We start from the raw sequence: 13,685 nt of genomic DNA, 5'->3' as shown, positions 1-13,685 counted from the left end.
GCCGGGTTCGTCACCGATTCGTTCCCGCCGGGCTCGTCAGTGGCCTCTCGTTGCGGTCGTCGGTTGCGCCGCTCGCGGCCTAGTAGAACGTCGGGGTCGGCTGCGCCCGGCTGTTCCCGTCGCCGTTCCCGCCCAGCTGTTCGAGCGCCGACTGCGCGACCGGCGACAGCTCGTGGGTGTCGGCGCTGAACGCCTCGGTGTCGACGTCGACGCCCACGATGGGCTCGACGCCGTCCTCGAGCACGGTCTGGGCGGCGTCGTAGTCGGGCAGCGAGCCGTCGGTCTCCACCAGCAGGCCGACGCCGTCCATCCGCTCGTCGCCGGCGCGGTTCAGCAGCGCCCCGGTCGGCCCCGTGACCATGCCGGCGTGCTCGGGCGGCGCGATGCCGGCGTCCGCGAGCAGCCGGTCGCCGTCGCCGGTCGAGAGCCCGTACAGCGCCCGCGACCCGTCGTCGACCGCCCTCGAGAGGCCGCTGACGTAGATGGACGTCGCGTCGTGCTCGCGGAGCCAGTCGGTGAGACACCCCGCGAACGCCGGCGCGCTGGAGGTCGACACCGGGATGTCGCTCGCCAGCACCAGCAGGTCGCGGTCGACGTCGGCGTACAGCTGGATGCCGGGCCGGACCGCCGGCTCGTCCGACCGGTAGGCCGCGACCGGCGGGACCCCCTCGCAGTGGACGCCCGCGTAGTAGTCCATCCGGAACTCGCTGACCAGCCGGTCGGCGACCAGCTTGCCGATGAGCCCCTCGCCGGGCAGCCCGCCGACCAGCGTCGGTGCGTCGAGCGAGATGTCCGGCCTCTCGACGGTGACGTGTGCCATGGCCGGCGCTTGGACAGCGACAGGGAAAACGATGATTGCCGGCCGGCGGCGGACTGCCGCCCGCAAGGCGGTCCACCGCCGGCCGACGGTTCCTCTCCGGTCCGAACGTGGTCGTCAGCAGTGCGGCCGGCGTCGTCACCGGTTCGGCCGGCGTCGTCACCGGTTCGGCCGGCGTCCCCGTTTCCGCCGGACCGAAGCGGTCCCGGCTCTCGCTCGCTCGGACTGCTCCGGACCTTTCGCCTCAGTCGCCGCTCTGGTCGTCGCCGTCGGTTCCGCCGCTGCCGCCCTCCTCGGCACGCTGCTCCGCGTCCTCGGCCGCGTCGGCCGCCTCGTCAACTCGGTCGGCGGCCATCTCGCCGCCCTCCTGGACGCTGTCGGCGGCCGTCTCCCCGGCGTCGCGGACGCGGTCGGCCGCCTCCTCGGCGACCGGCCCGCCGCGCTCCTCGATCCGGTCGGCGGCCTCGTCGGTGACCTGCTCGGCCTGGCCGGCGACCTCGCCCGAGCGCATCTCGGCTTTGTCGGCGATGTCCCGGGCGCGGTCGGTGGCCTTGCCGACGGACTCGCCGACCGACCCGGACCGCTTGCTCACCGCGTAGCCGAGGCCGAGCGCGATGCCGAGGAGGAACACCTTCGACAGGACGCCGCGTCCGCCTCCGCTACTACTGCTGCGACCGCTACTACTGCTCTCGCTGCTGCCGACGCTCTTCTTCACCGCGTCCTTTGTCGCTGTTTTCACCGTGTCCTTCGTCGCAGTCTTGAGCGTGTCCTCGGCGGCGCTCTCGACGGTCGCGGCCATCCCGCCGCCGCTGCTGCCACCGCTACCGCTGCTACCGCCGCTGCCGCCGCTCCCTCTCATCCAATCGTACATCGCACGTAGGTCCACGAGCAGGATCGGGCGGGTAGAGCCGTCCCCCTGCGAGCCTCCGGACCCCTTCATCTTCACCTCGAACGCGTCCATCAGCGAACTGCTTCCGCCGTCGCCCGTTCGTTTCGCTCCCCGTTCCTGCGTCTCCCGTGACAGAATGCTACTCATGGTATCCCGGGCTAGGATACGGGAAAAACGCGGAAAAGTATTCTGGGCCATTTCGGCGGTGTAACGGTTCTGCTCGGCTGATTCCGACTTCGAGATGGGTGCCGGGTCGCCGACCGCGTCTGACCGACTCCGTCCCGTGTCCGCACAGCGACGGGCCGACTCGTAGCACGTCGGCATCGGTTGCGCTCGGCTGTTCCTGTCGTCGCCGTCAAACTGTCCGAGCACCGAGCGCGACCGACGACAGCCCGTGGCCGTCGGCGCTGAACGCCTCGGTGCCGGCGTCGACTCCCGCTGTCTGTTCGACGGTGCGTTCGAGCCCGACCTGTGCGGCGTCGTAGTCCGGCAGCGAGCCGTCGGTTTCGGCGAACAGTCCCCGATGCTGCTCATAGGTTCCCCCGCGGGAATCGGCCGAAATCGCGGAAAGGTGTTCTGGGCGTTCGCCGGCGTGAGACGGTGTCTCCGGCGGATACCGTCGACCGGGAGGCCTACTCCGGGCTGACGACCCGCTTGCGGCCGGCGATCCGGTCGGCGCACTCGTAGCCCGCGACGATGCCGCCGTTCAGGCTCCGCTCGGGGTACTGCGCCCGGCTCGCCATCCCGGCGTAGTAGAGCCCCTCGGCGACCTCCTCGGAGAGGTCGTAGGGGATGACCGTGTCGAGGTACCCCCGCTCGTAGATGGGCGCCGCCCGCGGGTTCTTGGCCAGCCGGAACTCCTTCACGTGCGAGCGGTCCCACTGGGGGAACATCTCCTCGATGTGGCCGAGCCACAGGTCCCGGACCTCGTCCTCCTCGAGCTGCCAGAGCTCCTCCTCGTAGTCCTGGATGTAGCTGGCGACGTACAGCAGGTGGTCGCCGCCGTAGTTCTCGGGCGGTATGTAGTTGGTGTGCTCGATGAGCGCGCCGAACGGCGCGTCGTGGGCGATGTTGAGCCAGTAGGTGTCGGTCAGCGGCTCGTCCATCGTCACGAGCGCGCAGACCGCGCCCTGGAAGTCGATGTCGCACTCGTAGCCGCAGAGGTCCTCCAAGACGTTGGGCATCGCCGCGACCACGACGTCGTCGACCTCGTGGGTCTCGGTGGTGACGCCGGCGTCGGCGGCCTCCACCCCGCCGTCCGCCTCGGCTTCGGCCTCGGCCGCGGTCTCGCCGCCCTCGGTGCTCGCCGCGGACTTCGTCTCGACCGTCATCGCGCCGACCCGGCCGTCCTCCAGGTCGAGGTCGGTGACCCGGGCGTTGGTCGTGATGTTCTCCCGGCCGACCGCCTCCACGAGCGCGTCGAGCAGCTGGCCGAACCCGCCCTCCAGGTAGCCCAGGGGCTCGCCCCGGAGCAGATCGCGCTCGCCGCGGAACTTGATGCGGCCCAGCAGCCAGGCGGCGCTCACGTCGTCCTTGCGGTCGCCGAACTTGGCGTCGAGCAGCGGCTCGAAGAAGCCCTCGTAGACGCCGTTGGTGGTGTGCTCGCGCAGGAACTGCTCGATGGGGACGTCCTCGAAGTCCTCGAGGTTCTCGTAGGTGTCGAACTTCGGGATGCCGCCCCGGACGTCGATCTCCTGGGTGAGCATCGCGAGCCGGAACTTGTCGTAGACGCTCATGTAGGGGTACGCCAGGATCTCCCAGGGCTTGTCCATCGGGTAGACGGTCCCGTCCCAGTAGTAGGCGTTCTTCCCGATGGGCCACGTCAGCCGGTCGCCAAGGCCGAGCTCCTCGATGAGGTCGACGATGGTCTCCTCGGAGGCCGAGAGGTGGTGGTAGAACTTCTCTATCGGGTCGCCCGCGGTCTCGTACACCGCGGCGAGCCCGCCGACCCGGTCGCTGGCTTCGAACACCTGCACGTCGTGACCGTGCTGCTGGAGGCGGTAGGCGGCCGCGAGACCCGCGATTCCCCCACCGACGACGCCTTTCATACCACGGCGTTCGCCGCGGGCGGCCAAAGGTCTTGTTGAACGTTCCGGGGTGTCGGACCGAGGACACGTCGGTCGACGGGCGGGGGTGCCCGGGGTCGACGGGCCGCCGATTCCTCGCCAAGCGAAGAGTAGTTAGGACGCGGCGCCTTCCGTTCGGGCATGAAGGCCGCGCTGATAATCCTCGACGGCTGGGGTCTCGGAAGCGAGGACGGCGGTCGCAACGCCATCGAAGCCGCCGACACGCCCAACTTCGACCGGTTCGCGGGGGCGGGCGCGTACGGCACCCTCGACGTGACCGGGCGGCGGGTCGGCCTGCCCGAGGGCCAGATGGGCAACAGCGAGGTCGGCCACCTCAACATCGGCGCGGGCCGGGTGGTCAAGCAGGAGTACACCCGCATCTCCGACGCCATCGCGAACGGCGAGTTGGGCGAGAACGAGGCCATCGACTCGGCCTTCGAGTACGCCCGCGAGAACGACGGCCGGGTCCACTTCATGGGGCTGGTCAGCGAGGGCGGCGTCCACTCCGACCAGAAGCACCTCTACGCGCTCATCGAACTGGCGGCCGAGCGCGGGGTCGACGCGGTGACCCACGCGTTCACCGACGGCCGGGACACCCCGCCGCGGAGCGGCGCCGGCTTCCTCGCGGACCTCCAGGACGTGATCGACCGCGAGGGGACCGGCGAGGTCGCGACCGTCTCCGGGCGGTACTACGCGATGGACCGCGACCGGAACTGGGAGCGCACCCGCCGGGCCTACGAGGCCATCGTCGAGCGCGACGCCGAGTACACCGCCGACTCCGCGGTCGAGGCGGTCGAGCAGAGCTACGACCGCGACACCACCGACGAGTTCGTGGAGCCGACCCTGGTCGAGGGCGGCCCCGCCCTCTCGGACGGCGACGCCCCCGAGCAGGGCTCGGCGAGCAGCCATCTCGCGATGGCGGACGGCGACGCCGCGCTCTTCTTCAACTTCCGGGCCGACCGCGCCCGCCAGCTGACCCGGATGCTCGCCGACATCGACCCGGTGTGGACGTTCGAGACCGATCCTCCCGAGATCCGGCTGGTCACGATGACCCAGTACGACAAGGAGTTCGACCTGCCGGTCGCGTTCCCGCCCCACCAGCCCGAGGACGTCCTCGGCGAGGTGCTCGCGGACCACGGGCTCACCCAGCTCCGCATCGCCGAGTCCGAGAAGTACGCCCACGTCACCTACTTCCTCAACGGCGGCCGCGAGGTCGAGTTCGACGGCGAGATACGCAAGATCGTCCCGTCGCCGGACGTCCCGACCTACGACCAGCAGCCCGAGATGAGCGCAGAGGAGGTCACCGACACCGCCGTCGCCACCATCGAGGAGGAGGACCCGGACGTGCTGGTGCTCAACTACGCGAACCCCGACATGGTGGGCCACACCGGCGACTTCGACGCCGCGGTCGAAGCCGTCGAGGCCGTCGACGCCCAGTTGGGCCGCCTCGTCGAGGCGATTGAAGCCGCGGGCGGGCACGTCCTCATCACCGCCGACCACGGCAACGCCGACGACATGGGGACGCCCGAGAACCCTCACACCGCCCACACCTACAACCCGGTCCCGCTCGTCTACCTGACGCCCGAGGGCGACAGCGGCGTCTCGGCGAGCGCGGCGAGCGGAGGCTCGGAGCGGGAGCGACGCGACCGCTCCGGCGGCACGCGAGTCCGCGAGGGCGGGTCGCTCTGCGACGTCGCGCCGACCATGCTCTCGCTCATCGGCGTCGACCAGCCCGAGGCGATGACCGGCGAGAGCCTGCTGGAGTAGGCCGCCGCGTCGGCCGGACGCTCCGTCCGCGAGCTCGGACCCGGCGCTCACTCCCCGAAGTCGACCCGCGGGTCGAACAGCGCGTACGCGACGTCCTGGAGGAAGTTGGTGAACACGCCGGCCAGCACCGACAGCAGCGCGAGGCTGAACACCAGTTTCAGGTTCCGGTCGAGCACCGCGTCCATCGCCAGCTCGCCGACGCCCGGGACGTGCGTGACGAACTCGACCACGAAGACGCCGACCACCACCATCCCGAGCATGTCGGTGAAGAACAGCGTCAGAAGCGGAATCGCGGCGTTCCTGAAGACGTGCCGGCCGACCCGCCACACGCCCGCGCCCTTCGCGCGGGCCGTCTTCACGAACTCCGCCGACAGGTACTCCCGGAGCTCCTCGCCCGAGTAGTGCAACTGGACGGCGAACAGGTACAGCCCCATGACCGACGCCGGCCAGACGGTCGCCTGTAGGTTCCGGAGGCTGAGCGGCCCGAGCAGGGGGTCGTAGATCCGGACGTCGTTCAGGAGGCTGAAGTAGTGGGGCAGCAGCCACCACCGCAGGAAGTACGCCAGTAGGAACGTCGGGACGCTCACGGCCAGGAGCGTGAACCCGTCGGTCAGGCGTTCGAGCCGGTTGCCCTCGGACGCCACCGTGTAGATCCGGACGCCGATGCCGGCGACGACCGCGAACGCGAGTCCCGGAACCAGGTACGCGAGCGTGTAGGGCAGGCTCTCCAGTATCGGCGCCGCGACTGGTGCGTCCCAGATCGTCGCGAACCAGACGAGCCAGTCGACGTACTGCGCCAGCAGCGAGTCGCTCGGCGACGCCGGACCGCCGCCGACGGAGACGGCCCCGGCGAGGCCGGAGGTGGCCCTGACGTACGCGAACGCCAGGGTGAACACCACCCAGACCGAGACGGCCGTCCCCGCGAGCCGCCGGAGGAGGAACGACCGCTTACTCATGGGGCAGTTCCTCCGGTCGAGGTGTCCGACCCGCGATCACGGACCCGGCGGTCGCCGTCGTCGTGGAGTAGGCGGTCATCGTAGTGTCAGAAAGTAAATGACGAGACATAAATGCTTTAGTTCGTCATCGGCCAAGCCGTCGACATGAGTTCTGGCCCTCCGTCGGAACCCGACCGGTTCGAGGCGGTCGACTGGGAGCGCGTGACCGCGGCCGAGTCCGAGCACCTCGGTCGGAACGTCCGGGCGTTCCTCGCGGGACTCGGCCTGCTCGCGGCGGGGTTCCTCTACGACGCCGGCGGGAACTCGCTCCCGCTGGTCGCGGCCCTCGAACCGCTCGACTGGCTCCTGGCGGTGTCGCTGGTCGCGGTCGGGTCGTTCGTCGCGGTTCCCCTCGCCAGGAACCCGGGGATGACGCGGCGCTACTGGAAGCGGCTCCGGAGCCACCCCCTCGGCGTCGCGAGCCTCGCCTACATTCTGCTGTTCGCCGCGGTCGGACTCGTCGGGCCGCTGTTCGTGACCGAACCGACCAGGTGGGTGCTCTCCCGGTCGTACCAGCCCCCGGTCGGGTTGAGCGTCGACACCCGGTGGCTGCTGGGCTCCTGCGTGGGGCCGGTCGTCGACGGCCGGTGTCAGGGCACGTGGCGGTTCCCGCTGGGCACGACCCACCTCGGCAAGGACATGCTCCCGTTCGTCGTGCTGGGCGCCCGGACCAGCCTCCAGGTCGCGCTGGTCTCGGCGACCATCATCGTGCCGACCGGCGTCGGGGTCGGTCTCGTCGCCGCGTACGCGGGCGGTCGGACCGACGCGGTGCTGATGCGAGTCGCCGAGGTGCTCCAGACGGTGCCCGCCATCTTCGTCTACCTGCTGTTCTGGCAGTGGAACCGGGAGTACCGGCTGCTCGCGATGATCGCGGTGTTCGGGATGGCGAGCTGGGGCGGGCTCGCCCGGCTGGTGCGCAACGAGGTGCTCCAGCGCCGCGAGTCGCTGTTCGTGAAGGCCGCCTGGACCGCGGGCGCCGACGGCCGCCAGGTGATGCGGTGGCACCTGCTGCCGAACATCTCCGGTCCGGTGCTCACCAACGTGACCCTCCAGATCCCGCTGCTCATCGTCACCGAGGCCGCGCTCTCGTTCATCATCTTCCGGCCGCACGAGCGGACGCTCGGCGACCCAACCGTGGTCTCGTGGGGCCAGACCATCTTCTACGGCGTCAGGGTGGCGGACGTCCACCCCGGCTGGTGGATCACGGCGATCCCGGGCGTGCTGCTGGTCCTGACGGTGCTGTCGTTCAACCTGTTCGGCCGCGCTCTCAGCGACGTGCTCGACCCCCGCCGGGAGCACTGACCGCGAGGCGACCGTGTCACCCGCCGGTCCGGAACGACAGGTCCAGGCTCGGCGCCGAGTGGGTCAGCGCCCCCATCGAGATGACATCGACACCAGTCGCAGCATAATCCGATACGTCCGCAATGCCGATCCCCCCGCTGGCCTCCGCGAGCACGCCGTCGGGAAGCAGCTCCACGCCCTCCCGCACCTCGTCGGGCGTCATGTTGTCGAACAGGACGATGTCGGCCCCCGCGTCGGCGGCCCGGACGCCGTCCTCGGGCGACTCGACCTCGACCTCCAGTTTGGCGGTGAACGACTTCTCCTCGCGGAAGTGCCGGACCGCCGCCTCCAGGCCCATCTCGGCGACGTGGTTGTCCTTGACCATCACCATCCCGGAGAGCGTGAGCCGGTGGGTGTCCCCGCCGCCCGCGGCGACCGCGCGCTTCTCGACGCCGCGGAGCCCCGGCGTGGTCTTCCGGGTGGCCGCGATTGCCACGTCGTCGTCGACCTCGCGGGCCGCCTCGACCGCCCGGCGGGTCGCAGTCGCCACGCCCGAGGCGTGGCCGGCGACGTTGACCGCGACCCGCTCGCCCCGGAGGACGGATTCCGCGGGGCCCTCGACCGCCAGCACCGGGTCTCCCGGTTCGATTCGGTCGCCCGCGTCGACGACCGCCGATGCGTCGACGTCGAGGTAGTCGAAGACCGCCGTCGCGGCGTCGAGGCCGGCCGCGACGCCCGCCTCCTTCGCGACGAGGCGGCCGGTCGTCTCCCCGGGCACGTGGTTGGTCACGTCGCGGTGGCCCACGTCCTCCCGGAGCCACGTCTCGACCTCTCGGTCAGTCACTCGCATTCGGGGTCACCTCGTCCCTCCTCCCGGCGTCGTCGTCCGCCCCGCGCTCCGCGAGCGCGTGACACCCCACGGGGTCGGCCTCCGCGGCCTGCCGGGCGACCAGCAGCGCGACCACGCTGGCGTTCCGGAGCTCGTAGAGGCTCCGGGACGTCCGGGTCCGGGTGTAGGCGTCGACCTCGCCCTTCAGCCGCCGAAGCACCGCGGTTGCGCGCCGGAGCCCCTCGGGCGTCCGGCGCAGGCCGACGTGCTCGTCCATCACCCGCCGGAGCCGGACGAACTTCTCCCGGGCGAACCCCGCGGGCAGGGCGGGGTCGCTGTCGCGCAGGTCGGGCGCCGCCGCGACCCCGGTCCGGGGCTCGAAGCCGGCCGCGACCTCCCCGGCCCGCAGCCCCCACACCAGCCCCTCCAGCAGGCTGGTCGACGCCAGCCGGTTCGCGCCGTGGACGCCGGTCCGGGCGCACTCGCCCACCGCGAACAGCCGGTCGAGGTCGGCCCGGCCGCGGTCGTCGACCGCGATGCCGCCGCAGAGGAAGTGCTCGCTCGGCTCGACCGGAATCCCGTCGCGCCAGTCGACGCCGCGGGTCTCGCACTTCCCGGCGAGGTCCGGGAACTCGTCGGCGAAGTCGAGGGGCGAGACGTCCAGGACGACCTCGCCGGTACGCTCGCGCTCGTCGGCGACCGCCCTTGCGACCACGTCGCGGGGCGCGAGTTCGGCGTCCTCGTGGTAGTCGGGCATGAAGCGCTCGCCCGCCGCATTTCGGAGGACCGCGCCCTCGCCCCGCACCGCCTCGCTGACCAGGAAGGGGTCGTCGCCGGAATACGCAGTGGGGTGGAACTGCACGTACGCCACGTCCTCGACCGTCGCGCCCGCCAGCGCCGCCATCGCGATGCCGTCCCCGGTCGCGGTCTCGGGGTTGGTAGAGGTCTCGTACAGCGCGCCGATGCCGCCCGTCGCGAGGACGGTCGCGCCGGCGAAGACCGGCTCCGGCGCGGTTCCGTCTCCCCCGTCGACGATTGCGCCGTGAACGCGCCCCTCGTGGGCGACCAGGTCGAGCGCGGCGGTGTCCTCCCGGACCGTCACCCGGTCGCGGGCGTCGAGGTGGTTCAGGAACGGCGCGAGCACGTGCTCGCCGGTGCTGGCGTCGACGTGGAGGACGCGCTCCTCGGAGTGGGCGGCCTCGCGGGCGAAGTCGAAGCCGCCGCTCCCCGCGTCCTCGCCGTCCGCCGAGCCGGCGCGATCGAACGGCACGTCCAGCGTCTCGACCAGCACGTCCTCGACCGCCTCGCGCGACTCCTCGACCAGCACCTCGACCGCCTCGGGGTCGGCGGTGCCGGCGCTGGCGTCGAGGACGTCCTGTGCGAACGACTCGGGGTCCGACCGCGCGGTGGCGACCCCGCCCTGCGCCCAGTGGGAGGCGGTCTCCTCGGGCCGGGTCGCCTTCGTGACGACCAGCACCTCGGCACCTTCGCGGGCCGCGGCGAGCGCGGCCGCACAGCCGGCGACGCCGCTACCGACGACGAGGACGTCTGTCTCCGTGGGGATGGCAGTTTCCGCCACCGTCATATCTCCAGCATGCGCTCCATCGCCAGTTCGGCCAGTTCCGCCTCCTGCGGGGCGACCTCGATGACGTTGCGCTCGCGGCCCGCCACCAGCTCCTCCAGCACCCACGTCAGGTAGTTGGGGTCGATCTGGCGCATCGCGTTGCAGTCCATGCACGCCTCGCCGCAGAGGGGCACGACGTTCACCTCGGGGTGCCACCGCTGGAGGTGGTTCGTGAGGTGGATCTCGGTCCCGACGGCCCACGTCTCGCCGGAGTCTGCGTCCGCCACGGTGTCGCAGATGGTCGCGGTGCTGCCCGCCACGTCGGCGGCCTCGACGACCTCGCGCCGGCACTCGGGGTGGACGATGACGTTCGCGTCGTCGTACTCCTCCCGGACCTGCTCGACGTGGTCGACGCGGAAGCGCTCGTGGACCTGGCAGTAGCCGTCCCACAGGATGATGTCGCTCTCCGCGACCTCGTCGGCGTCCTTGCCCTCGGGGTCCCACGGATCCCACTCGGCGACGGCGTCTTCCATGCCGAGGCGGTGGGCAGTGTTCTCACCGAGGTGCTTGTCCGGCAGGAACAGCACCTTGTCGCCCCGCTCAAGCGCCCACTCGAACACCTCGTGGGCGTTCGAGGAGGTGCAGACCGCGCCGCCCTGCTCGGCGCAGAACGCCTTGAGGTCGGCGTAGGAGTTCATGTACGTGACGGGCACGATGTCGGCGTCGGGCGCCGCCTCGGTGATCTCGGCCCACGCGGCGTCGACCTGGAGCGCCTCGGCCATCCCGGCCATCGGGCAGGACGCCTCCATCGACGGCAGGATGACGGTCTGGTCGTCGTCGGTGATGATGTCTGCCGACTCGGCCATGAACGTCACCCCGCCGAACACCACGTACGCGGCGTCGGCCCCGGCGGCCTCGACGCTCAGCTGGTAGGAGTCGCCGACGAAGTCGGCGTGTTCGACGATCTCCCGGCGCTGGTAGTTGTGGCCGAGGATCACGAGGTCGTCGCCGAGCGCCGCCCTCGCGGCCTCGATGCGCTCCGTTCGCTCTTCCTCGTCCAGTCCCCGGTACGCTTCGGGCAACTGTTCGAGGTTGTCGTACTTGAAGAGGCTGAGGTCCGTTTCGATGTCTGCTGTTTCCATCTTTGGCACGGTTATCCACCTACGATTGTGACAGATTTCGGTAGGCACTATTGAAAATATTTTCTCTTCATAGATTGGGTGTGAAGTGGCTTGGATGGACGGACCTTATCGAAGGGGATAATCGGCCGACAGTCTACTCCCTCGAAGTGGAAAAACAGCGAGGTACTACCGCGTGGTCGGCCCGGTAACGTCTGGTCGGGGAAGGAGAGCCGACCGCAGGAGAGAGTAACTGAGCGTCAGCCCAGGTCGTCGTAGACGACCTCGCCGTCCACGACGGTCAGCGCCACGTCGATGTTCTCGATGTCCCCGGAGTGGTCCCACGGCGACCGCTCCAGCGCCACGAGGTCGGCCTTCTTCCCCGCCTCGACGGTGCCGAGGCGGTCCTCGTCGAACCCGGCGTAGGCCGCCCCGCGGGTGTAGGCCCGGAGCGCCTCGGTCACCGGGAGGCGCTGGCGCTCGGCCGGCGCGTTGACCGTCTGGTGGACGCCGAACAGCGGGTCCAGCGGCATGCAGTCGCTGCCGAACGCGAGGGGCGCGCCCGCCGCCAGCAGGTCGGCGAAGCGGTTCGACCGCTCGCGGCGCTCGGTGCCCAGGCGGTCGTCGTACAGGCCGCCCTCGCGCGCCCACTTGAGGAAGTTGGGCTGGACCGAGGCGACGACCCCGGACTCGGCGAACCGCTCGACCGCCGCGTCGTCGGCGAGCTCGGCGTGCTCGACCCGGTGGCGGGCGGCGCCGGGGTCGCCGGTCGCCTCGTAGGCCGACAGCACCTCGTCGACCGCCTCGTCGCCGATGGCGTGGGCGGTCACCTGGAACCCGGCGCCGTCGGCCTCGTCGACGAGGTCGCGGAGCTCCTCGGGCGGGACGACCCACTGGCCGGTCGCCGAACCGGTCCCGTCATCGGCGGCCGCGCTTTCGGTGTCCGCTCCTTCCCCTGCGCCCTCGACGTCAGCGTAGGGCTCGGAGAGCTTCGCGGTCCGGCCGCCGAGGCTCCCGTCGGTGAACGTCTTGATCGCGCCGACCCGGACGAACTCGCTGCCGTGGTTGGTCCGGAGGCCGACCTCGTCGAGCGCGTCGAGGTGGTCCGACCAGTAGTTGATGCGCACCCGGAGCGCGAGGTCGCCGTCGAGGTCCATCCGCCGGTACACCTCGGGAGCGCGGGACTGGCGGACCATGTCGTGGACCGCGGTGACGCCCTTCCGGTGGGCCTCGCGCTGGGCGGCCGCGAGCAGTTCGCGCAGCTGGTCGGCGTCGGGTTCGATGGCCTCGTAGACGACGTCGACCGCCTCCTCGACGATAACGCCGGTGGGCTCGCCGCCCTCGGTCCGGACGTCGGCGTCGGGCATCGCGTCGGCGTGGCGGTCGAGCGCGACCGAGTTGACCGCCGCGGTGTGCATGTCCTCGCGGAACGCCGCGACCGGCCGGTCCCCGGAGACGGCGTCCAAGTCCTCGCGGGTGAGGTACCGCGACTCGTCCCAGCCGCTCTCGTCGTAGCCGAAGCCGAGCACCCACTCGTCGTCGGGGCGGGACTCGGCGGTCTCGCCGAGCAGGGCGACGCTGTCGGCCGGCGAGTCTGCCGCCGACAGGTCGGCGTGGACCAGCCTCGCCCCGAGGTGCTGGAGGTGGGTGTGGGCGTCGACGAACCCCGGGAGGAGGACCCGCCCGCCGAGGTCGACCACCTCGGTGCCGACCCCCTCCAGGAACTCGACCTCGTAGGCGTCGGCCACCCGGACGATCTCGCCGTCCCGGACCGCCACCGCCTCGGCGACCTCGTCGGGGTCGCCCAGCGTGTGGACCTCCGCGTTCGTGAAGATGCGGTCTGCCGGCGCTGTCATGTCCGAGACGTGCGCCCCGGAGGCGATAACCGTTGGGGAATCGGCGACGCGACGACCGGGCGGGTCGGCCGGGACGCGAGGACCGCCCCGTCGGTCGCACCGGCCGACGGTCCGACGCCCGGCCGGCTACCGGCCGGCGTCGAGCACCGAGACGTGCCCCGTGCCGTTCACGACGACGCCGTACCCGCAGAAGGAGAACTCGGTGCGGCCGGCGTCCCGGGGCGTCCCGTCGAGGTGGGCCGCGAACAGCGCGTCGAGCGCGTCCGGGTCGAGGGTCTCGGCCAGCGGGTCGAGGTCGGTCGGGTCGGCGCCCGCGGCCGCCGCCACGGCCGCGACGACCCCCTCGCTGGGTCGCTCGCCGCCGTTCAGTTCGTAGGTCAGTACCGGCTCTGGACGTACAGTCGATTGCTTGTCGCTCATGCTGACTCGGCTTCGAAGAGCGGGTCTCCGGAGCGTTCCTACCCCGAAGTCGGGCCCCGGGGGCGTACCCTGTCCCGTTCGGT

At 71.1% G+C, this 13,685-nt stretch carries 11 protein-coding genes; 2 read left to right on the top strand and 9 right to left on the bottom strand.

Annotation, left to right across the window (positions count from 1 at the left end):
- Nucleotides 1–79: 79 nt before the first annotated feature.
- From ACQUQF_RS03555 to ACQUQF_RS03545, 3 genes are all read right to left on the bottom strand, one after another.
- On the bottom strand, nucleotides 80–820 hold the full coding sequence (locus ACQUQF_RS03555; protein WP_435175781.1) for a proteasome assembly chaperone family protein: 741 nt from the start codon (nucleotides 818–820) through the stop codon (nucleotides 80–82).
- 241 nt (nucleotides 821–1,061) lie between these two features.
- On the bottom strand, nucleotides 1,062–1,853 hold the full coding sequence (locus tag ACQUQF_RS03550; protein WP_435175779.1) for a hypothetical protein: 792 nt from the start codon (nucleotides 1,851–1,853) through the stop codon (nucleotides 1,062–1,064).
- Nucleotides 1,854–2,338: 485 nt separating this feature from the next.
- A complete protein-coding gene (locus ACQUQF_RS03545; RefSeq protein WP_435175777.1) occupies nucleotides 2,339–3,754 on the bottom strand; it encodes an NAD(P)/FAD-dependent oxidoreductase in 1,416 nt (471 codons plus the stop codon).
- A 159-nt stretch (nucleotides 3,755–3,913) separates the two neighbouring features.
- Here ACQUQF_RS03545 and gpmI point away from each other — a divergent pair, with 159 nt between their 5' ends.
- Nucleotides 3,914–5,539 (top strand): 2,3-bisphosphoglycerate-independent phosphoglycerate mutase, encoded by a 1,626-nt coding sequence (gpmI, locus tag ACQUQF_RS03540; protein WP_435175775.1) that lies wholly within the window; start codon nucleotides 3,914–3,916, stop codon nucleotides 5,537–5,539.
- Nucleotides 5,540–5,586: 47 nt separating this feature from the next.
- Here gpmI and ACQUQF_RS03535 read toward each other — a convergent pair whose 3' ends face one another.
- A complete protein-coding gene (locus ACQUQF_RS03535) occupies nucleotides 5,587–6,495 on the bottom strand; it encodes an ABC transporter permease subunit (protein WP_435175773.1) in 909 nt (302 codons plus the stop codon).
- Nucleotides 6,496–6,639: 144 nt separating this feature from the next.
- On the opposite strand from ACQUQF_RS03535, the gene ACQUQF_RS03530 reads away from it, so the two are divergent.
- The gene (locus tag ACQUQF_RS03530; protein WP_435175771.1) at nucleotides 6,640–7,836 is read left to right on the top strand and encodes an ABC transporter permease; all 1,197 of its coding nucleotides are present in this window, start codon (nucleotides 6,640–6,642) and stop codon (nucleotides 7,834–7,836) included.
- A gap of 16 nt (nucleotides 7,837–7,852) precedes the next feature.
- On the opposite strand, the gene nadC is transcribed toward ACQUQF_RS03530, so the two are convergent.
- The 5 genes from nadC to ACQUQF_RS03505 form a co-directional block, all read right to left on the bottom strand.
- Nucleotides 7,853–8,665: a carboxylating nicotinate-nucleotide diphosphorylase gene (nadC, locus tag ACQUQF_RS03525; protein WP_435175770.1), complete on the bottom strand. Its 813-nt coding sequence runs from the start codon at nucleotides 8,663–8,665 to the stop codon at nucleotides 7,853–7,855.
- Complete coding sequence (locus ACQUQF_RS03520) at nucleotides 8,652–10,229, bottom strand: L-aspartate oxidase (protein ID WP_435175768.1); 1,578 nt, start codon at nucleotides 10,227–10,229, stop codon at nucleotides 8,652–8,654. Before ACQUQF_RS03520 ends, nadC begins: the two co-directional genes overlap by 14 nt.
- The gene (gene nadA / locus ACQUQF_RS03515; RefSeq protein WP_435175766.1) at nucleotides 10,226–11,359 is read right to left on the bottom strand and encodes a quinolinate synthase NadA; all 1,134 of its coding nucleotides are present in this window, start codon (nucleotides 11,357–11,359) and stop codon (nucleotides 10,226–10,228) included. Before nadA ends, ACQUQF_RS03520 begins: the two co-directional genes overlap by 4 nt.
- A gap of 227 nt (nucleotides 11,360–11,586) precedes the next feature.
- Nucleotides 11,587–13,182 (bottom strand): amidohydrolase, encoded by a 1,596-nt coding sequence (locus ACQUQF_RS03510; RefSeq protein WP_435175764.1) that lies wholly within the window; start codon nucleotides 13,180–13,182, stop codon nucleotides 11,587–11,589.
- Nucleotides 13,183–13,308: 126 nt separating this feature from the next.
- Nucleotides 13,309–13,602 (bottom strand): HalOD1 output domain-containing protein, encoded by a 294-nt coding sequence (locus ACQUQF_RS03505; RefSeq protein WP_435175762.1) that lies wholly within the window; start codon nucleotides 13,600–13,602, stop codon nucleotides 13,309–13,311.
- Between the last annotated feature and the right edge of the window lie 83 nt (nucleotides 13,603–13,685).

Origin of the sequence: Halorussus sp. AFM4 (genome assembly GCF_051194995.1) — an archaeon.
GTDB lineage: Archaea > Halobacteriota > Halobacteria > Halobacteriales > Haladaptataceae > Halorussus.
Note: the sequence above shows the minus strand (reverse complement) of the source record. Positions and strands in the feature narration are given on the sequence as shown.

Coding starts and splice junctions, on each gene's coding strand:
- ACQUQF_RS03510 (WP_435175764.1), bottom strand. CDS start 13,182: ATGACAGCGCCGGCAGACCGCATCTTCACGAACGCGGAGGTCCACACG.
- ACQUQF_RS03505 (WP_435175762.1), bottom strand. CDS start 13,602: ATGAGCGACAAGCAATCGACTGTACGTCCAGAGCCGGTACTGACCTAC.
- ACQUQF_RS03530 (WP_435175771.1), top strand. CDS start 6,640: ATGAGTTCTGGCCCTCCGTCGGAACCCGACCGGTTCGAGGCGGTCGAC.
- ACQUQF_RS03520 (WP_435175768.1), bottom strand. CDS start 10,229: ATGACGGTGGCGGAAACTGCCATCCCCACGGAGACAGACGTCCTCGTC.
- gpmI (WP_435175775.1), top strand. CDS start 3,914: ATGAAGGCCGCGCTGATAATCCTCGACGGCTGGGGTCTCGGAAGCGAG.
- ACQUQF_RS03550 (WP_435175779.1), bottom strand. CDS start 1,853: ATGAGTAGCATTCTGTCACGGGAGACGCAGGAACGGGGAGCGAAACGA.
- nadC (WP_435175770.1), bottom strand. CDS start 8,665: ATGCGAGTGACTGACCGAGAGGTCGAGACGTGGCTCCGGGAGGACGTG.
- ACQUQF_RS03535 (WP_435175773.1), bottom strand. CDS start 6,495: ATGAGTAAGCGGTCGTTCCTCCTCCGGCGGCTCGCGGGGACGGCCGTC.
- ACQUQF_RS03555 (WP_435175781.1), bottom strand. CDS start 820: ATGGCACACGTCACCGTCGAGAGGCCGGACATCTCGCTCGACGCACCG.
- ACQUQF_RS03545 (WP_435175777.1), bottom strand. CDS start 3,754: ATGAAAGGCGTCGTCGGTGGGGGAATCGCGGGTCTCGCGGCCGCCTAC.